The organism is Kribbella sp. NPDC056861, assembly GCF_040687575.1.
Lineage (GTDB): Bacteria > Actinomycetota > Actinomycetes > Propionibacteriales > Kribbellaceae > Kribbella.
The window spans coordinates 897,133-915,369 of record NZ_JBFBNQ010000003.1 but is presented as its reverse complement, the minus strand read 5'-3'; the positions used below and the strand labels follow the sequence as shown (position 1 = coordinate 915,369).

At 69.2% G+C, this 18,237-nt stretch carries 18 protein-coding genes; 11 read left to right on the top strand and 7 right to left on the bottom strand.

Annotation, left to right across the window (positions count from 1 at the left end; translation table 11 throughout):
• Positions 1-8 precede the first annotated feature (8 nt).
• From AB0P21_RS18235 to AB0P21_RS18225, 3 genes are read right to left on the bottom strand one after another with little or no spacing between them, the layout of a single operon-like run.
• A complete protein-coding gene (locus AB0P21_RS18235; protein ID WP_363697963.1) occupies positions 9-1,523 on the bottom strand; it encodes a hypothetical protein in 1,515 nt (504 codons plus the stop codon).
• On the bottom strand, positions 1,520-2,545 hold the full coding sequence (locus AB0P21_RS18230) for a hypothetical protein (protein ID WP_363697961.1): 1,026 nt from the start codon (positions 2,543-2,545) through the stop codon (positions 1,520-1,522). The genes AB0P21_RS18235 and AB0P21_RS18230 overlap by 4 nt, the downstream gene beginning before the upstream one ends.
• A 45-nt stretch (positions 2,546-2,590) precedes the next feature.
• Positions 2,591-3,784, bottom strand: coding sequence for an MFS transporter (locus tag AB0P21_RS18225; protein WP_363697959.1), 1,194 nt, complete (start codon positions 3,782-3,784; stop codon positions 2,591-2,593).
• A 92-nt stretch (positions 3,785-3,876) separates the two neighbouring features.
• On the opposite strand from AB0P21_RS18225, the gene AB0P21_RS18220 reads away from it, so the two are divergent.
• On the top strand, positions 3,877-4,191 hold the full coding sequence (locus tag AB0P21_RS18220; RefSeq protein ID WP_363697958.1) for a helix-turn-helix domain-containing protein: 315 nt from the start codon (positions 3,877-3,879) through the stop codon (positions 4,189-4,191).
• Between the two features lie 105 nt (positions 4,192-4,296).
• Positions 4,297-6,558 (top strand): PQQ-binding-like beta-propeller repeat protein, encoded by a 2,262-nt coding sequence (locus AB0P21_RS18215; protein ID WP_363697956.1) that lies wholly within the window; start codon positions 4,297-4,299, stop codon positions 6,556-6,558.
• On the opposite strand, the gene AB0P21_RS18210 is transcribed toward AB0P21_RS18215, so the two are convergent.
• Positions 6,542-7,426 (bottom strand): Gfo/Idh/MocA family oxidoreductase, encoded by an 885-nt coding sequence (locus tag AB0P21_RS18210; protein WP_363697955.1) that lies wholly within the window; start codon positions 7,424-7,426, stop codon positions 6,542-6,544. The two genes, AB0P21_RS18215 and AB0P21_RS18210, sit on opposite strands and share 17 nt — an antisense overlap.
• A 103-nt stretch (positions 7,427-7,529) precedes the next feature.
• On the opposite strand from AB0P21_RS18210, the gene AB0P21_RS18205 reads away from it, so the two are divergent.
• From AB0P21_RS18205 to tuf, 3 genes are all read left to right on the top strand, one after another.
• The gene (locus AB0P21_RS18205; protein ID WP_363697953.1) at positions 7,530-9,914 is read left to right on the top strand and encodes a hypothetical protein; all 2,385 of its coding nucleotides are present in this window, start codon (positions 7,530-7,532) and stop codon (positions 9,912-9,914) included.
• A gap of 9 nt (positions 9,915-9,923) precedes the next feature.
• The gene (locus AB0P21_RS18200; RefSeq protein ID WP_363697951.1) at positions 9,924-10,586 is read left to right on the top strand and encodes a DNA alkylation repair protein; all 663 of its coding nucleotides are present in this window, start codon (positions 9,924-9,926) and stop codon (positions 10,584-10,586) included.
• Between the two features lie 288 nt (positions 10,587-10,874).
• Complete coding sequence (tuf, locus tag AB0P21_RS18195; RefSeq protein ID WP_363697949.1) at positions 10,875-12,062, top strand: elongation factor Tu; 1,188 nt, start codon at positions 10,875-10,877, stop codon at positions 12,060-12,062.
• A 40-nt stretch (positions 12,063-12,102) separates the two neighbouring features.
• On the opposite strand, the gene AB0P21_RS18190 is transcribed toward tuf, so the two are convergent.
• The 3 genes from AB0P21_RS18190 to AB0P21_RS18180 are packed head-to-tail and all read right to left on the bottom strand — an operon-like array spanning position 12,103 to position 13,917.
• Positions 12,103-12,957: a serine hydrolase domain-containing protein gene (locus tag AB0P21_RS18190; protein WP_363697948.1), complete on the bottom strand. Its 855-nt coding sequence runs from the start codon at positions 12,955-12,957 to the stop codon at positions 12,103-12,105.
• Between the two features lies 1 nt (position 12,958).
• Entirely contained in the window at positions 12,959-13,216 is a 258-nt protein-coding gene (locus tag AB0P21_RS18185; protein ID WP_363697946.1) for a DUF4031 domain-containing protein, read from the bottom strand.
• Complete coding sequence (locus tag AB0P21_RS18180) at positions 13,213-13,917, bottom strand: copper homeostasis protein CutC (protein WP_363697945.1); 705 nt, start codon at positions 13,915-13,917, stop codon at positions 13,213-13,215. Before AB0P21_RS18180 ends, AB0P21_RS18185 begins: the two co-directional genes overlap by 4 nt.
• Positions 13,918-14,040: 123 nt before the next feature.
• Here AB0P21_RS18180 and AB0P21_RS18175 point away from each other — a divergent pair, with 123 nt between their 5' ends.
• The 6 genes from AB0P21_RS18175 to AB0P21_RS18150 all read left to right on the top strand — a co-directional run bounded on the left by AB0P21_RS18175 (position 14,041) and on the right by AB0P21_RS18150 (position 18,198).
• Positions 14,041-15,081 carry a LacI family DNA-binding transcriptional regulator gene (locus AB0P21_RS18175; RefSeq protein ID WP_363697943.1) on the top strand — a complete coding sequence of 347 codons (1,041 nt, stop codon included), beginning with the start codon at positions 14,041-14,043 and terminating at the stop codon, positions 15,079-15,081.
• Positions 15,082-15,157: 76 nt separating this feature from the next.
• Positions 15,158-15,382, top strand: a complete 225-nt coding sequence (locus AB0P21_RS18170) for a hypothetical protein (protein ID WP_363697941.1) — start codon at positions 15,158-15,160, stop codon at positions 15,380-15,382.
• Between the two features lie 74 nt (positions 15,383-15,456).
• Complete coding sequence (locus AB0P21_RS18165) at positions 15,457-15,801, top strand: hypothetical protein (RefSeq protein WP_363697939.1); 345 nt, start codon at positions 15,457-15,459, stop codon at positions 15,799-15,801.
• A 158-nt stretch (positions 15,802-15,959) separates the two neighbouring features.
• Complete coding sequence (locus AB0P21_RS18160; RefSeq protein WP_363697938.1) at positions 15,960-16,322, top strand: hypothetical protein; 363 nt, start codon at positions 15,960-15,962, stop codon at positions 16,320-16,322.
• Positions 16,319-16,684: a hypothetical protein gene (locus tag AB0P21_RS18155; protein WP_363697936.1), complete on the top strand. Its 366-nt coding sequence runs from the start codon at positions 16,319-16,321 to the stop codon at positions 16,682-16,684. Before AB0P21_RS18160 ends, AB0P21_RS18155 begins: the two co-directional genes overlap by 4 nt.
• Complete coding sequence (locus tag AB0P21_RS18150; protein ID WP_363697934.1) at positions 16,681-18,198, top strand: multicopper oxidase domain-containing protein; 1,518 nt, start codon at positions 16,681-16,683, stop codon at positions 18,196-18,198. Before AB0P21_RS18155 ends, AB0P21_RS18150 begins: the two co-directional genes overlap by 4 nt.
• Positions 18,199-18,237: the final 39 nt, after the last annotated feature.

The following is an 18,237-nucleotide window of genomic DNA, read 5'->3' as shown; positions in this document are numbered from 1 at the left end:
CCCAGCAGCTAGAAGCCGCGGGAGCCACCGGAACGGCGTGATGAGCGCCGGGACGAGCCGCCACCACTTGACCTGGTTCGCGACGAGTAGGAGCGACGGCGCGACGACCCGGAGCTCCCCGAGTTGTTGCTGCTGCCGCTCGTGGACACCCAGCCGTCGAAGGCGTCCCCGACGTCGTCGGTGAAGCTCGTCATCCGCGCACCCGGCCGCCGTGCCCGCCAGCGAGCCCGCATCCGATCCCCTGCCCGGCGGACCTCGTCATCCGGGTAGCGCCAGCGCCTGCCGTCGCCCTGCGACCAGTAGCCGTCGATGTACGAGCCGAGCTCCTCGCCCAGCGTCCAGTACGGCCGGGGCGTGTTCCGCACCGTCACCATCATCACGGCGGGTTCCTGCCTGGCTGCCACTCGCGCTGCGCAGGTAGTACAGATCTCGACCTTGCGGGTGGATCCGCCTTCCGGTGCCCAGTCGGTCTCGGCAGTGCTCGGCCCATGCCGTGGGTCGAAGAAGCAGGGCGGTGTCGGCTCCGGCATCGGCCGACCAGCCCGTACTGCGTCCAGGCAGGCGAGCCCGTAGCGGGCGGAGCCGAGCAGCGTCGCCACTGCTTCGGTATCGCTGTCCCCCTCGGCCGCGTCGAGCCGCTGGCGTGCCTTCTCGATCGTGTCGAGCACATCCCTGAGCAGCTTCGACTGCTGGGGTTCGGCCGTCACCTGCCGGGCAGCGATCCGTTCCGACAGGGCGATGATCTCCAGGTTGAGCACCGGCCGGACGACCTCCAGGTTCCGCTGCTCGTCGGCCCTGCGGACCCGGCGCGCGCCGAACGCGGTGACGCCCCACCACAGCGCGACCAGGCCGGCCACGCCACCGGCGTACGGGGCGGCGTCGACGTAGAACGGCTGGTCGACCTGCTGGGCCCGTTCGATGAACTTCGCCAGCATCTCGTCGTAGTACGGCGAGCAGCAGTCGACGGCCTGATCCACGGCACTCTCGACGTGGTACGTCGGTCCCTTGTCGGCCCGCTGCACCGCGTGCAGGCCACGCCCGGCGGTCTCGGACCGCGCATGCGTCAGTACGACGTACACGCCTTCCACGCCGACCCGGTCGTACAGCTGGTCGGCGATCTCCTCCCCCTTCCAGGCGAGATTGGTCTTGTACGTCGACATCGTGCCCGACGGGCTGATGCTGATCTCGCTGGCCGGGAACACCGCGATCCGGATCGGCACCCTGGCCGCCTTGGCCGCCCGGTCCAGCTCGGCGATCTCGGTCTTGTCGAGCGACTTGACCTCCGGGTCCACCCAGATGCCGGGCTCGCCGAGCTTGGCGGCCACGCCGTTCATGTACTGCGCCGCCTTCGCCTGAGCCAGCTTGCGCTCACCGGCGAGGTCCGGCGGGGTGTAGCGGTAGGTAGGCCTGGTCTTGGACGGTGTCGGCGTCGGGCTTGGTGTCGCTGCTTGAGCGGCGAGACCGGGAAGAGTCGCAACAGCAATCACCGCTGCAGCGACCAGCAGACGAGCACAGCGGTTCATCGCGTTCCTCCCGAGAGCCGCTGCTGGCAGGAGCCGCACACCGGGATCTCCCGGGCCCGCCCGCCGACCGGCGTGTACATCCAGTCCGTCACCGACATGCCGTGCGCCGGGTCGAAGAAGCAGGCTGCTCGTCGCGCAGGTGCCGGAGTACCGGCAATCAGCGCCTGGGCCTTGGCTAGCCGCCAACGCCCGTAGGCCACGGTGTCCCGCACTCCCCGCAGCCGCAGGTCGTCCGGTTCGCCGTCGACCACCCGACCGGCCTCGGAATACGCGTCGATCGCCGCCTGTACATCCGATGCCGTGTCCACGCCGTCCAGACGCACGTCGGCGGCATCCAGTTCCTCGCCGAACCGCGTCACGTCCTCACGCGCCAGCTTCCGCCGCTCGTCCAGGGTGTCCGCCTCGTCCGGCAGTACGTCGTACGACGGCCGGTAGAGCGCCGGGCCTTCGTCCTTGCCGGGGCGGCGCTTCCACCACCGCAGACCGAGTCCCAACCCCAGCAGGACGACCAGCACGATCACCAGTGGCCACAACCAGCCCGGTGAACCTCCCGGCGAGCCGGGGACCTTCAGCTGATCCAGTACGCCGTCCAGCAACCCCACTGGGTCCGAGCGGCTGTGCTTGGTCAGCTCGTCGGTCAGGATCTCGTCGATCGGCGTATCGACGCCGACCGCACTCCCCCAGGTGATCGAGCCGCCGAAGACCACCAGGTAGACCCCGTCGGCCTGCTGGACATCCACCACCGTGTCGACGAACCGCTCGGCCGCCTCTTCCTTCGTCCCCAGCCCTAGTGCAGCGGTCGGCACTACCGCGATCCGGATGGCCGGCTCATGCCCAGCCACCCGCTTGGCCAGCCGCTCGGCGTCGACGGCCGGGAGCAACGCCTGCTGCGTCGGATCGACGTACACGGGTGAGGTCTTCCACCCCTCGACGACGTCCAGCGGGCTCACCTCTGCCGCCATCGCGACGCCGGGTAGAGCCCAAGAGATCGCGACAAGGAGGAGTGCAGCCGGCCAACGCATGCGCGTTACCTTGCCTTACGCCGGGTGCCGGCCCGGCGTAAGGGGTCAATCGGCGACGGCGGTCAATTGCTCGTCGGCGGGCTCAAGGTGCTCGACCTGTTGCAGCGCTGGGTTGCGGCGCAGTGTCACCAGGAGACCGATGACCACCAGGCCAAGGGCCGCGGCGATCGGCGGGAGCAGCTGGACGCCGACGAGCTTGATCACCACACCACCGGCGATAGCGGACAGCCCAGCGCCCAAGTAGATCGCGGACGCGTTCATGGCCAGCAGCAGGCCGCCGCCTTCACCCAGCTCCAGCAGCAGGTTCTGGATGGGCGGGTTGAACGCCCAGGTGAACACGCTCCACACGAACAGGGCGATGGCCGCACCCTCCACAGTGGTGGCGGTCAGGGTCAGAGTCGCGATGACCAGGGTGAAGCCGGTCAGTGTGACCGTCAGCGTCCGCAGGCTGCCGAAGCGGTCAGTGGCTCGGCCTCCCAACAGGTTGCCCAGCACTGCGCCAACGCCGTACACGAGCAGCAGTACTCCGACAGTGCCGCCCTTGAGGTCGGCAGTCTCCGCCAGCAGCGGTACTACGTAGATGTAGACGCTCATGGTCGCCAGCACGGCCAGGACCGTCATCGCGAGCACTGTCTGCACCCGGCGATCAGTCAGCCCGGCGAAGCGCTCCCGCAGGCTCACGGCCGCAGGCGCCTCGACAGTCGGTAGTGCCGCCCGGACGGCGATCGTGACCACCAGGCAGACGACTGCGATCAGCGCGAACACCCCGCGATACCCGAGCGGCTCACCGAGCAGAGACCCCGCCGGTACGCCGAGCACGAGCGCGAAGGTCAAGCCACCGAACACCACCGCGACCGCCCGTCCCCGCTCCTCCGGCGGCAGGAACTTGGTCGCGAACAGCGTCGCCGCCGGTGTGTACGCCGCCGCGCCGAGCGCCGCCACGATCCGGCCGACGATCAGGATCGGGTAGCTGGTCGCGATCGCCGCGATCCCGTTGCCGACGGCGGCCAGCAGCAGCGCCGCGATCAGCAGCGTGCGGCGCTCCCAGCGGCCCGTCAACGTGGACAACAGCGGCGCGCCGACGGCGTACGAGAGGGCGAAGGCGGTGGCGAGCTGACCGGCCGCCGTCAGCGAGACGCCCAGCTCGGAGCTGACCGCCGGCAGCACTCCGGACACGACGTACGCGCTGGTGCCGACTGCGAAGGCTCCGGCGGCCAGCAGGTAGATCCGTGCGGACATGAAACAACCTTCCGAGGGACAGGGGGTGATTGTTCGATCGTCATCGTACTACGATCTCCATCGAACTTCGATGCCCGTCGTACTATGGACGTATGGCCACCTCGAAATCCCTGCCGCAGCCCGACCGCGAGGAGATCCGCGTCGAGGCTGTCCTGCAGGCCCTCGGCGAGCCGGTCCGGCTGCAGATCGTCCGGGCGCTCGCGGCCGCGCCCGAAGGCATCGCCTGCGGCGAGCTCGAACTGCCGGTGACCGCGTCGACCCGGGCCCACCACCTCCGCACCCTGCGCGAGGCCGGCGTCACCTCGACCCAGACCGAGGGCACCAAGAGGATCAGCAAGCTCCGCCGCGAGGACCTCGAGTCGCTCTACCCCGGGCTGCTCAACGGCGTGCTGGCCGCACCCCGCTGATCCCCGACCGCAAAGTGGTGGCCGCACAGGGCTGATCCCCAACCGCAAGCCAGAGGTGCGCCGATCGAGCGGCCACCGTTGTGGTCGTACTGGCAGACTGTGGCGGTGGTGGTTCTGCGGATGCGGTGGAGCGAGCCGGTTCCTGGCTCGGCGCCGCTGGCGGACGACCTGGTCGCGCGGTACGTCGAGCGGACCCGGCGCGCCTATCGCGACCAGTACCTCGAGGCCGTCCTGGACGCGCTCGACTCGCTGATCCAGCTCAGCACCGACCCGACCTCGGTGCGGCTCGCGGCCTGGTTCCACCGGGCCGTGCACCAGCCCGGCGGGGGCGCCGCCGAGGACGCGGAATCGTCCGCCCGGCTGGCCGAACAGACCCTTCCCGGCTACGGCGTGGACCCGATCCGGATCGCCGAGGTGGCCAGACTCGTCCGGCTGACCGGCGAGCTCGCGACCCCGCCGACCGACTCCTACGCGCCGCCCCGGCGCGACGCCAACGGCGACGTGCTGCTCGACGCCGTCAACGGCATCCTGGCGACCGCACCTGCTCGCTACACCGCCCACGCTTCCGAAGTACGCCGTGATGCCGGTGACCGCACTGTCGCGATCGGCCGCCGGTACGACGAAGTACGGCAGTTGCTGGACGGGCATCTCTACCGAACCCAGCTGGCTCGGCAGCGCATGGGCGGCGCGGCCCGCGCCAACCTGGAGTCGGAGCTTGCCGGGCTCGACAGTGAGCTGCCTGCGCCTTGGCGTGGGTGGCAGCAAGCAGCACTGGCTGCCACAGCGACCTTCTCGGCAGTAGCAGCAACGGTGGCCTCTATAGCCGCAGCAGGCGCTCCCTGGCAGGTCCCGACGGTAGAGCCCGAGGCTGGTTGGCCACCGATCGCCCTGGCCGTCTTCTCGCTCTTCTGTACGCCAGTGCTCTTCAGATCAGCTCGTAGCTCCAGCCAACGCTCGCGACTGATCGCTGGAGCAGTAGTGGCCATCGCAGTGACCGGGCTGCTGGTTGCCTGGGCGCAAGTCCCAGTGACCAACCCTGCCGTCGGTCTCGGCCTCCGCGTTCCGCTGATGATCTCTGCGCTCCTACTGCTCTTGCTGGCCGGCAGTGCGGCGCTGGTTGCCTCCCTGCTGCGCATCAGGAACGCGAGGTTCCTGCCGTCCCGGAATCTCGGCCAGCAGCTGTCCTGGCTCGCAGTACCGGGGGTGATCGCGCTCCTGCTCCTGCTGGTCGTGCAGCCGCTGGCGAGGAGCTATGTGCTGAATGCCAACGAGCGGTTGGAAGGGCCTCGCAAGTCCGCTGGCGAGCAGCCTGCTTCGGTGCTTGACGGTGGCGTTACCTGGGTCAGCCGGGGGCGGACCAACGCCGGCGCGGAGGAGGCCGTCGGGACGAAGTACGGGATCGCTGTTCCGCGGCAGAGCGGTGTGGTGGAGATGCTCGATGCGGCCACCGGCGAGCTGCGGTGGCGCTACAGCAGATCCGACTCGGACGAGAAGCCGGACATCGTCGCGACCGGCAACGGCGACTACGTGCTGGCCGAGTTCGCCGACATCGGCTATCTGCTGCTCAACGCGAACACCGGCAAGCGGGAAGCCGCCTGGCCGGGTGGCACGCGGGATCACAGCGTCCAGCAGGCCGACCCGCTGCTGACGGGCGAGCGTGTCTCCCGCGGCTCCGACAAGCTGTACGGCGTCGACCCCGACGGCGGCAACCGGTGGACCTTCGCACCGGGGCGCTGCACCAACATCGGCGCGGTGGCGACCTCGGACACGGTGGTCACCTTCCTCGGGCACAGCTGCGGCAGCAAGCCCGACGAGGTGACCGGGCTCGACCTCAAGAGCGGGAAGACGCTCTGGACCAAGGCACCGGCCGACATGTACCGGCGGCCGGTCGTGGTCGGTGGGCTGGTGGTCGTGGCCGAGCCGGGCGGCGACTCCGACGTACCGGCCGCGCTGGTGGCGATCGAGCCGCGCACGGGTGAGACCAAGTGGCGCTGGAAGGTACCGCCGGGCTGGGCATGCCGGACCCTGCTGAAGGGCGCCGGGCAACTGTTGATCGTTGTGGACTGCCCTGGGCCGGAGACCCAGCAGAACATCAAGACAGTAGTGACGGCGATCGACACGACAACAGGTCAGACCGCCTGGCAGAACACGGCCCCGGTAGACCCCCGCACGAGAGTCGCCGTCACCACCGACGGCCGGGTGGTCACCCTGGCCACCAGCGGCAACGCCTGCTGGGCCAATGTCATCGACAAGACCGGACTTCGCCGGGTGAAGCTGCCAACCGGCATCTCCTGCAGCCGCGACCCGGTGGCGATCGGCAATCTGGTCCTGACCTCAGGGCAGGCCGGGATCATCGCCCTGCGCTGAGTTGCTCCTCCGCGGAGGCCAGTAGCTCCACCACTCGCCTACCGAAGGTGACATCCACCGGGTGGGAGTCGCCGGACTCTGCTGCGGCTACCAGCTCGGTGGCGGCCAGGGTGAAGGCATCGACGGCCGGGGTGTCGCTTCGCGGCAGGATCGCAGTACCGGTCTCTCCCCAGATGCCGGTCTCGAAGTTGGCGCCCTCGGGCGGTGCTGACAGCGACAGGCTGGCCGTGCTGGTCGCGCCCGAGTCGTGGATCAGGACCAGGTGGACGAGGTCGCCTTCGCCGCCGATCGCGCGAAGGTCGGCGATCGGGCCCAGCAGCCCGGTCAGGTTGGACAGCGCGTGCGGGCCGACGTCCCAGAGGGCGCCGCGCTGCTCCCGCCGCCAGGGTGACTCGCTGAACGGGTTGCCCGGGGCGTCGAGCGAGGCGAGCATCCGGGACCAGCCGCCCTTCCAGCCGCCGGTCGCCTGGACCTGGTCGAAGAAAGCGCGGGTCTGCGGCTCGAACCGGCCGGTGAAGAAGACCACCGAGGCGATCCCCTCGGCGGTGGCCTCGTCTGCCAGCGCCCGGGCGTCGGCGAGTGAGTCGGCGACGGGCTTGTCGAGCAGCAGGTGCTTGCCGACGGCCGCGGCCTCGAGCGCCATCGAAGCTTGAACTGCCGGTGGTACGGCGAAAGCGACCGCGTCGACGTCCGCGAGTAACGCTGCGTAGTCGCCATAGGCCGCTGTCTTTAAATCTGTAGCCAATGCACTCGTCTTGCCGGGATCACGCCCCCAAACGCCCACCAGATCGACTGGTCCGGCCGCCTGAAGACCCGGTCCATGGGTCAATTTCGCCCACGGCCCCGTCCCGACCAACCCGAAGCGCATTGGTGTCCTCCTTGTGACGAGCCGATATCGCTTTGGCCACGACCCTAACCGGGACCCCGGGATCGGTCGGCCCGGGCCGTCACCGAGTGCAAGACTCACCGGCATGGACCTGCGCGACCAGTGGAATCGCCTGCTGCCGCACGCGCAGCCGTTGGGCGAAGACCTGCTGGCCCGTTACGCAGAGCAACACCGGCACTATCACGACCAGCGGCACCTGACCGAGATGCTCGCCACCATCGACGAGCTGGCCGGTACCGCCGAGGACGTGGACGCGGTCCGGCTGGCCGCCTGGTTCCACGACGCGATCTACGACCCGCAGGCCGACCCGGGGGAGAACGAAGAGGTCTCCGCCCAGCTCGCCGAGCTCGAACTGTCGGCGTACGGCGTCGAGGCGGACCGGGTGGCCGAGATCGGCCGGCTGATCCGGCTGACCGCCAAACACGACTGCGCGCCGGACGACGCGAACGGCGCGGTCCTGTGCGACGCCGACCTGCGGGTGCTGAGCATGTCCGCGGCCCGCTACGACGAGTACTCCGTCGGCATCCGCGCGGAGTACGCCCATGTCGAGGACCGCGACTTCGCCCGCGGCCGGATGACGTTCCTGCAGAGCCTCTCCGAGACCAGCCTGTACGCGACCGACCACGGCCGCGAGCACTGGGAGCAGGACGCCCGGGACAACCTCCGGCGTGAGCTGAAGCAGTGGGGCCCCAAGGCGGCCCGCCCGATCGCCGGGCTGATCCCGATGATCTACCTGGGCGCAGCGCTCGGTGTGGTGATCGCAGCCTCCGTACTGCTCGGCCGCGGCCTCGGTGCGGCCGCACGCTGGCCCGCTGCTCCCGAAGACATCAACGGCTTCCCGGTCTGGGCGCCGATAGCCGGTACTGCGGTCGCCGCCGGGCTGACGTGCGCTTGGTTCCGGCGGGCGCAACCTCGGCTCGTGACGATCCCCGCGCTCGTGTTCGCGGTGGTCGGGGTGATTGCGATCGGGATCTGCTGGTGGCAGTGGCCATCGACCCAACCCGGCGCCGCCATGAGCGAGCGCTGGCCGTACCTGATGCTCGCCTCCGTGGCTCTACTGCTCGCCGGCGGACTCCTGGGACTGGCGCGACGGCTGCGGCTCGCCCCGCCGTACGCGATGGCACCGCCTTGGGCACTGAGTCTTGGCGTGACCGTGGTGTGTGCCTCCCTACTCGCCTGGATCGTGGTGTCGGCTGGTGAGCCGTTCGTCCAGGCGCGGCTCGAGACGGCCAACACGGTCAGCACCACGACCACCGTGCCGCCCGGCGTACTGCCGGTGCAGCTCGACGGCGGCGTCGCCTGGAGCCGGGAGGTGCCCGCGACGGGCGCTATCGCCGGGACCGTGGGCGGCGTGGCCGAGCTGCGGTCGGACGGGGTCGTGATGTCCGATGCGACTACCGGCCAGATCCGGTGGCGGTACACCCGGGCTGACGTGGACAACGCCGCATCGAGCGGCTCCGACGGGCTGCTGATCTCCAGTGACGGCCGGACGATCGCCGCTCATCTGCCTGACGACAACGGCCGGGCTCCCAGCGGGATCGACCTGCCGACGTACGCAGTACTGGATGCAGAGACCGGCAAGGTGCTCACCGAGGTCCACACCGACGGTATGGCGCTCGCTGTCGACGCGAACCAGTTGCTGGTCGCAGAGGGCAAAGACGTCGTTGCGCATGGCGTGAGCAACCCGACGCACTGGCGGGCGCGCCTGAAGTGCACCGTCACGCAGGGCGTGCTGCTGAGCGACCAGGCTGTCGTAGTGGACGCCTGTGGCGGCAACGGCGCCGTCGTACGAGGACTTGACCTGACCAGCGGGAAGCAGCGCTGGGAGGTCAACCTGGGCATCAAGTTCGAGCTGAGTGCCGAGCTGGACCCGTCCACCTGGATCGGCGAGCTTGTCGCAGTACCGGACACTCGTGAGGTCTCCGGGCTCGTGTGGACGGGCGCTGCCGGCGGCACGCTCTACCAGTGGTCAGTGGACGCCAACGAAGGCCGCATGCTGTGGGCCAGCCCAGTGCCCGGTACGCCGAGGCCACGGCTCGGCCGATCGTCCTGCGACGCGCAACTGGCCGCGACACACACCACGATCGTCCTGGTGACCTGCCGGACGAGCACCGAGGGCGGCGACGACCAGACGTACGACGTGTCTGCGCTCAGCCCGTCGGACGGCACACCGCAGTGGCACCACCTGCTCGAGGTCCCCCCGAAGCTCCAGCAACCCACGTTCCCCCGCGACGGCTTCGGCCTCCTCCCCGACGGCCGGGTGGTCACCTTGATGCCCCAGGAGGACGGCATGAGTTGCTCCCCCGTGATGGTCGGCACCACCGGCGTCCAGCCCCGCCCGTTGGTCCCTGGCGCAACCGCAGCTTCGGTAGCCGAGACCAAGAAGGTCACCTGCAACAAGCCCGCCGTCACAGTCGCCAGCGGCCGCCCGATCTTCAGCGACGGCACCAGGCTCTTCGCCCTCAACTAAGGTCCGAAGATGGACCTGACCGCCGCGGAGCTACTGGCTGCCTTGCAGACCCACGCCCGGCCGGGTGAGGTCGTGCACAAGCACTACCCCGGCACTGGCGCCGTGCTCGGCGTGCCGATGCGCAACACCTTCGACACCGCGAAAGCGTTCGCCAGCATGCCGTTCGCCGAGGTCGAGCGGCTGCTGGACGAGCCGTCGTACGAGGGACGGCTCGCGGGGTTCTGCGTGCTCGACTTCAAAGCCCGCGGCAAGAAAACCACGGACGACGAGCGGCGGACGGCGTACGAGCTGTATCTGCGGCGGCACGACGCCATCGACAGCTGGGACATGGTCGACCGGGCGGCGCCGCACGTGGTCGGGCGGTATCTCCTGCGGCGCGACCGAGCGCCGCTCTTCGAGCTGGCCAGGACGACCGACCCACTCCGTCGCCGGACGGCGATCACCGCACCCCTGTACTTCGCCCGCTTCGGCGCCCCCACGGACCTCACCGACCTGTTCGCACTCGCCGAACTGCTGCTCGCCGACCAGGATCCGGTGGTCTCCAAACCGGTCGGCATCGCCCTCAAGTACGCCGGTGTGCTGGACGAACAAGCGCTCCGAAGCTTCTTGCAAATGCACGAGCCGGCCATGCAACGACCGACGCTGCGCTACGCCAGGGAGAAGCTGAGCTAGCGGGAATATCCGTTGCCGTCACCATCGTTGACCAATAACGTGATGACCATGTACCGCGCGGATTCTGTTGCGTACCTGTCAGGCCTCAGCCTGTCAGGCGCTGCCGCGTGGACGTCAGACGATTCAGCTCTGTTCACCGGCGCGCGAAGCCGACCCTCCTCCTGCTGACGCAGGACCCGCGGAGGAGGGTGGCGCGTAACGGCCCCCTCCGACCGCGGTAGCGGTTCGGGTGGGCTCTCGGGTCCTGGTTCAGGCGATTCTTCTGACCAGCAAGGGACAACAGACATCATGGCCAAGAGCCAGTTCGTGCGGACCAAGCCGCACCTCAACATCGGCACCATGGGGCACGTCGACCATGGCAAGACGACGCTGACCGCCGCGATCACCAAGGTGCTCGCCGAGCGCTACCCGGAGCTCAACTCGTTCGTCGCGTTCGACGGGATCGACCGGGCGCCCGAGGAGGTCCAGCGCGGGATCACCATCAACATCTCGCACGTCGAGTACGAGACCGCCAACCGGCACTACGCGCACGTCGACATGCCCGGGCACGCCGACTACGTGAAGAACATGATCACCGGCGCCGCCCAGGTGGACGCCGCGATCCTGGTCGTGTCGGCGCAGGACGGCGCCATGCCGCAGACCCGTGAGCACGTGCTGCTCGCGCAACGCGTCGGCGTGCCGTACCTGGTCGTCGCGCTGAACAAGGCCGACGCCGTCGACGACCCCGAGCTGCTCGACCTGGTCGAGCTGGAGGTCCGCGAACTCCTGGCGGAGTACGGCTTCCCGGGCGATGAGGTGCCGGTGGTCCGGGTCTCCGGCCTGCGTGCGCTCGAGGGCGACCCCGAGTGGATGACGGCGATCGGCGACCTGCTCGACGCCGTCGACGACTACGTACCGGTCCCCGAGCGTGAGCTGGGCGAGCCGTTCCTGATGCCGATCGAGAACGTGCTCACCATCAGCGGTCGCGGCACCGTCGTCACCGGCGCGGTCGAGCAGGGTTCGCTCAAGCTCGGCGACGCGGTGGAGGTGGTGGGCCTCGGCCCGACGATCACCAGTACGGCGATCGGGCTGGAGACGTTCGGCAAGTCGTTGGCGGCCGCGGAGGCGGGTGACAACGCGGCCGTGCTGCTGCGTGGCATCAAGCGCGACGAGGTCCGTCGCGGCCAGGTGGTGGCGCTGCCGGGCAGTGTGCAGCCGCACCGGAAGTTCCGGGCGCAGCTGCACGCGCTGTCGACCGCCGAGGGTGGCCGGCACACGCCGTTCGCCGCGGACTACCGGCCGCAGTTCTACTTCCGGACCACGGACGTGTCGGGTGGTATCGACCTGGGCGACATCGCCCTGGTGATGCCCGGTGACTCGATCGAGCTGGGCGTGGAGCTGGAGAAGCCGATCGCGATGACGGTCGGCCTCGGCTTCGCGGTACGGGAGGGCGGCCACACGGTCGCCGCCGGCACCGTGACCGAACTCGTCGATTGAAGTGAGGGTGCCCCAGGCTAGTTGCCTGGGGCACCTTTCGTTACGCCGCGAAGTCGTTGATCAGACCAGCCATCGGTACGCCGGTCAGCGGCCGCTGCAGCTGGTCCAGGTACTGCGCGATGGCGGGCAGCGCGTCGGTGTCGCTCACCAGCATCACCGCGGCCCACTCGTGCTCCGGCGACAACAGCATCGCCGCGCGGTAGCCGTCCAGCCGGCCGTTCAAGTACAGCATCGGCCCGACCGCCCAGCCCAGACCGTAGTTCGCCACTCTCGGCCTGGAGATCTCAGCGAGTAAAGCCTTGTCCTGCAGGAGAAACTCGCAGAAGCCCAGCAGATCCGGCACGGTCGACCACAACCCGCCACTCGGCCGGCGAGCCCTCGGATACCCTTCCGCCGGCTCGAACCCCGTGTCGTTCATCCCCGCAGCGGCGATCAGTTCACCGAGCCCGTCCTCGAAGGTGCCCCCGGTCAGCCTCGCCAGCAGCGCGCCCGCGATGAAGTAGTTGCCGTTGTAGTAGGCCCATCGCTCCCCCGGCGGATACTCCTGCCCACCGGCAACCACCAGCTGAGCGGCCCGACCGAACACGTCATCGCCTTCACCCAAGCCAGCGGCATCCAAAGCACTGACGGTCTGCCGAAGACCCGATGACTGCGACAAGACCTGACCAATTGTCAGCTGGGTCTCCAACTCCGGCAGCACCTCAGCCACCGCCGTGTCCACCCCGAACCCTTTGCCTGACAAGGCCCGCACGGTCGCCGCAGCGGTCACCGTCTTCGTCAACGAAGCGATCCGCAACGGCGTACCGACCTCGACCCCGGTCGCCGCCACCTCCCGCCGCCCGCGATCCGACACCCCGACCACGGCGCCCAGCCCGGCAAACCCACCCAGCTCCATCTCAACTCCCCTTGCGATGCCTCAACCCCGACGCAAGCAACCGCTGCACCACCACCCGGCTCGACACCGGCACGGCTCCCGCCGCCACCAGGTCGTCGTACCGGTCGGACGGCACGTCGTAGTGATCCCGATCGAACCCCCGCGCCGGAATCCCCGCCGCACGAGCGAACTCGTGCAGCTCCTCGTACGACTCGTCGCTGACCAGATGCGACCACAACCGGTTGTGCGCCGCCCAGGCGGGCGGATCGATGTAGATCATGCCTTCTCGTCCTGAGCGTCGAGCAGGTTCCGCCACGACCGGACGAACCGCGAGTTCACATAGGCCTTGGTCCACGACCCGTCCTGCCGCACCGACGACCCGACGTGGAACCGTCGCACCCCGGCGCCGTACAACCAGGGCACGTGCTCCGGCTGCAGCGAGCCGCCCGCCATCATCACCTTCGCCACCTGCTCGTCGGACGACGCCAGCTTGAGCAGCTCGTCGAGCCCGTGCCCGACACCGAGCGACGAGCCGGCCGTCAGCACGCAGTCCAGCCCGTGCAGGGTACGCAGCGCCCGCCAGGCCTTCTGCTGCTCCAGCGTGTGGTCGACCGCTCGGTGGAAGGTCCAAGGGGTGTCGGCGAAGGTGCTCGCCAGCGCGGCCACCGACTCGGTGTCCACCTCGTTGTCCGGCGTCAGGAACCCGAACACGAACCCGTCCGCGCCGGCCGCCAGGTAGGACTGCGCCAGCGCGGTCAGCCGGTTCAGCTCGGCGCCGTCGGTGCCGAACGAGTCCGACAGCCGCAGCATCACCCGCAACGGCAGGTCGGTCACCCGGCGGACGGCGCTCACGGTCGAGACCGACGGGCACAGGCCGTCGGCCTCCATCGAGGCGCACAGCTCCAGCCGGTCCGCGCCGCCCTCCTGAGCCGCCTCGGCGTCCGCCGGATGCAAAGCGATGATCTCCAGCAACGAACCCATGCCAGCCATCATCCTGCATCGCCCCGGCCGCAGCCGCGGAAATAGCGGTTGCACTCTACAGCAGTCTTCTGTATCGTTTTTCTAGAACGATTTAGAAGATCGATCCAGAAGGAGGTCAGGACGATGGCACCGAGAGTCACCCTCAAGACCGTGGCGCAGGCCGCGGGAGTCTCGCCGTCGACCGTCTCCAACGCCTACAACAAGCCTGACCAGCTGTCCGCCGCAGTACGGGAGCGGATCCTGGCCACCGCCCAGGAGCTCGGGTACGCCGGTCCTGACGCCTCCGCTCGCGCGTTGCGCAGCGGCAAGGCGGGTTCGGTCGGCGTGCTGTTCACCAGTCAGCTCTCCTATGCCTTCTCCGATCCGTACGCGGTCGGCTTCCTGGCCGGCCTGGCCGAGATCGCCGAGGAGTTCGCCACCAGTCTGCTGCTGATGCCGGTCAGTTCGACCGACGTCCGGTCCGGGACCAACGCGGTCCGCCAGGCCGCGATCGACACCGCCGCGATCTTCTGCGTGGACCGCGGTCACCCGGCGCTCGAAGTACTGAAGAACCGCGGCATCCCGACCGTGTCGACGCAGCGCGGGCACGACCTGGCCGACGGCTGGGTCGCCATCAACGAGCTGGACGCGGCCGCGGCGATGGGCGAGCACCTGAGCCGCCTTGGTCACCGCGACGTGGTCGTGCTGGTCGACAACCACGAGGCGATCGGCGGCCGGCCGATCGAGCTGGACCTCGACCGGATCGACTGCGACGACTGCAGCCTGCGGATCCAGGGGCTGCGCAAGACGATGCCGGACGCCCAGTTCCGGGTCGTCTCCGGCGGCCACAACGCCTTCGACTCCGGGCTGGCGGCGGCGAGCTGGGTGCTCGACTCGCAGGACCGGCCGACCGCGATCGCCGGACTCAGCGACGTCCAGGCGCTCGGCGCGATCGAGGCGATGAAGGCCCGCGGCCTGGTCCCCGGCCGGGACCTGACCGTCACCGGCTTCGACGACATCCCCGCCGCCGAGGTGGCCGGGCTGACCACGGTCCGGCAGCCGATCAAGGACAAGGGCCGCGCCGTCGGCCGGCTGCTGCTCGACCCGGGCGAGACCCAGCGGCACATCACCCTGCCGACCGAGCTGGTCGTTCGCTCCAGCAGCGGTCCGGCACCCCGCAACTGAATCCAACCCACCTGGCTACCGATGGCCGTCCGGCCATGGGTTCTGATCACCACGCCCTTCGGAAGGGAGCACGACCATGACTTATTTCATCGCCGGCAACACCGCAGTGGAGAACGCGAGGTCCCTCGCCCAGTCCGCCCTGCCGAACGCTCCTCAGGAGGAGTACTACGAGCCGGCCCCGCGCCGCTCGTTCGCCCTCCGCGCCCGCCTCAGCGCCGTACTGCGGACCGCCGCCGAGCGTGAGCTCAAGCTCGCCGACCGGCTCGACCCGGCACCGCGCTGCGAGCCGCTCGCAGGCTGACCGCAGCAACCGGCGAAACCCCAAGTCGTTCCGGCTTGGGGTTTTGTCGGTTCCGTCTGGCACTCTGATGGGCGATGAACGAACCAGGCGTACTGCTGACGGCCCGCGCACAGGTGCTCCACGACCTGGCCGCGCGGGGATTCGACGACGCCGTGATGGTGTCCCTGCTGGAGGACGCCGTGGCCGGCCGGCAGTGGTGGCTGGACCAGTGGCCCGACGGCGCCGAGCACATCGCCGGCCTGGTCGCCCAGGACGTCCAGGACCGGCTGTCCGACTCAGGTGTCCGCTGGCCCCGCTGCACCGCCTGCGACGACCTGCACGACCACGAACTCCGAATCGAGCCCGAACTGGGCCCCGACCCCCACTGGGTCTGCGAACGCGCCGGCATCTCAGTCGCCGCCCTCGGCCGCCTAACCTGACCCAGGGGCCAGACGCCGCGCTCGCCCACCTGACCCCAGCGACCCGACGCTGCGCTCATCCACCACCCTCACCCCCACCTGCCCTGAATCGCCCCCCGGGGCGATTCAGGGCTTTACCTGGTCGCGCTACATGTAGACAGCCTACTACTTTCATCACCATGAAGTCCCTGGTGATGCTCCGCCTGCTCGCGGTGCTGCACGCCGTCGCGGTCTGCCTGCAACCCGTCCTCGCCGGCCTCTACCTCAACGGCTCCAGCGCCGCCATCCGCCTGCACGAGCCGATCGGCCTCGCACTCGCCTTCCTCGCCCTCGGACAGTTGCTACTAGCAACCATCTACTGGCGCTCCGGCGGCCGCGCCAGCGCAGTACTGGCCAGCCTGCTGCTCCTGACCGCGGAGGCCGTCCAGATCGCCATGGGCTACAGCCGCCAGCTAGCACTTCACATCCCGCTCGGCATCGCGATCGTCGCGATCGCCTGCGCCTTCGCCGTCTGGACCTTCCACCAGGAGGCCAACCAGTGATCACCCTCTGGCTCCTGCGGATCACCCTCCTGCTGCACGCGGCCCTGGTCGTCGCACAGCCGATCCTGGCCGGCTACTTCCTCTCCGGCGAGGTCGACGCGATGGCCTGGCACGGCCCGATCGGATCGTCGCTGTTCCTGATCGCGACACTCCAACTCGTCGCCGCCCTGCTCTACCGCTGGCCGGGTCGCGGCCGGCTCTGGCCCGCGCTCGTCACCCTCGTGCTGATCGTCGCCGAGCTGACCCAGGTCACCTTCGGCTACGCGCAGAACTTCGCCGTACACATCCCACTCGGCACCACCATCGTGATCACCGTCGTCTGGATGACGGTCTGGTCCTTCCGCCAGGAGGTCAAGCAGTGAAGCTGTCCCGCCGTGGATTCCTGGGCGCGGCCGGCGCGCTCACCCTGACCAGTTGCGGCCTCGACGCCTCCCCCGGCCAGACCGCCGAGCTGCTGACCAGCGAGGCGCCACTCCCGGAAGCCTTCAAGGTGCCGCTGCCGATCCCGCCGGTGAAGAAGCCACTCCGGACCGCCGCTGGTGTCGACTACTACCGCGTCGTCCAGCAAAAGGCGTCACTGGAGATCCTGCCTGGCTTGAAAACCGAGATCCTCGGGTACGACGGACTGTTGCCAGGCCCGACGTTCGACGTACGGAGCGGGCGAGCCACTGTGGTCGAGCAGGTCAACCAGCTCGACGTACCGACGGTTGTGCATCTTCACGGCGGCCACACGCCGGCCGCGAGCGACGGCTGGCCGCTCGACCTACTGATGCCCAACGGCGAGCACCACGAGCATGCCGGGCACAGCGGCATGACCGGCGGCGACGTGAAGTCGGGCAGCAGGACCTACACCTATCCAAATCAGCAACGGGCGGCAGCGCTCTGGTATCACGATCACCGGATGGACTACACCGCTCCGCAGGTCTATCGCGGGCTGTTCGGGCTGCACCTCATCCGCGACGCCGAGGAGGACGCGCTTTCCTTACCTGCGGGCGATCGCGAGGTCCCGTTGATCCTCGCGGATCGCGCCTTCGCGGCCGACGGATCGTTCCGCTACCCGGCCGCCGACGACGGGCCGGGCGTCACGGCGAAGTACATGGAAGGGGTGATCGGCGACGTCATCCTGGTCAACGGCGCGCCGTGGCCGGTGCTCGAGGTGGACGCGGCGCGCTACCGGTTCCGCATCCTCAACGCGTCGAACGCACGGCGCTACGAGTTGGCGCTCGACAAAGGACCTGCCCGGCTGACGCAGATCGGCAGCGACGGCGGGCTGCTCGGCGCACCCCTTGAGCACAAGACGTTGGTGGTCGCACCGGCCGAGCGATTCGACGTGGTGATCGACTTCACGCAGTACGAGCCGGGTACTGAGGTGACACTGCTCAACAAGCTCGACAGCGGTCGCACCGGGCAGGTGATGCGCTTCAAGGTCGCGCGCAAGGCACCCGACGACAGCTTCATCCCCGCCAGGCTTTCGGCGTACGCCGCAGTCCCGGAACCGTCAGGCCTGGTCCACCGCCAGTGGCGCTTCCGCCGAGGCAACGCCGGCACCCACCAGGGCTGGACGATCAACGGCAGACCCTTCGACCCCGAGAACATGCAGGCAACCGTCAAGCTCGACCAGTACGAGGTGTGGTCGTTCGTCACCGATGTCCACCACCCGGTGCACGTCCACCTCGCCCCCTTCCAGGTACTGCGTCGCGGCGGCGGCAAACCCGGCCCGTACGACGCCGGCTGGAAGGACACCGTCGACATCCGCCCCGCCGAGGTGGTCGAGGTCCTGGTCAGATTCACCGCCCACCGAGGCAAGTACCTGATCCACTGCCACAACCTCGAACACGAGGACATGGCCATGATGGCCGCCTTCGCAACCGTCTGAGCCGGACCGCTTGACCGGCGCCCAGCCGTCTGTTTATAG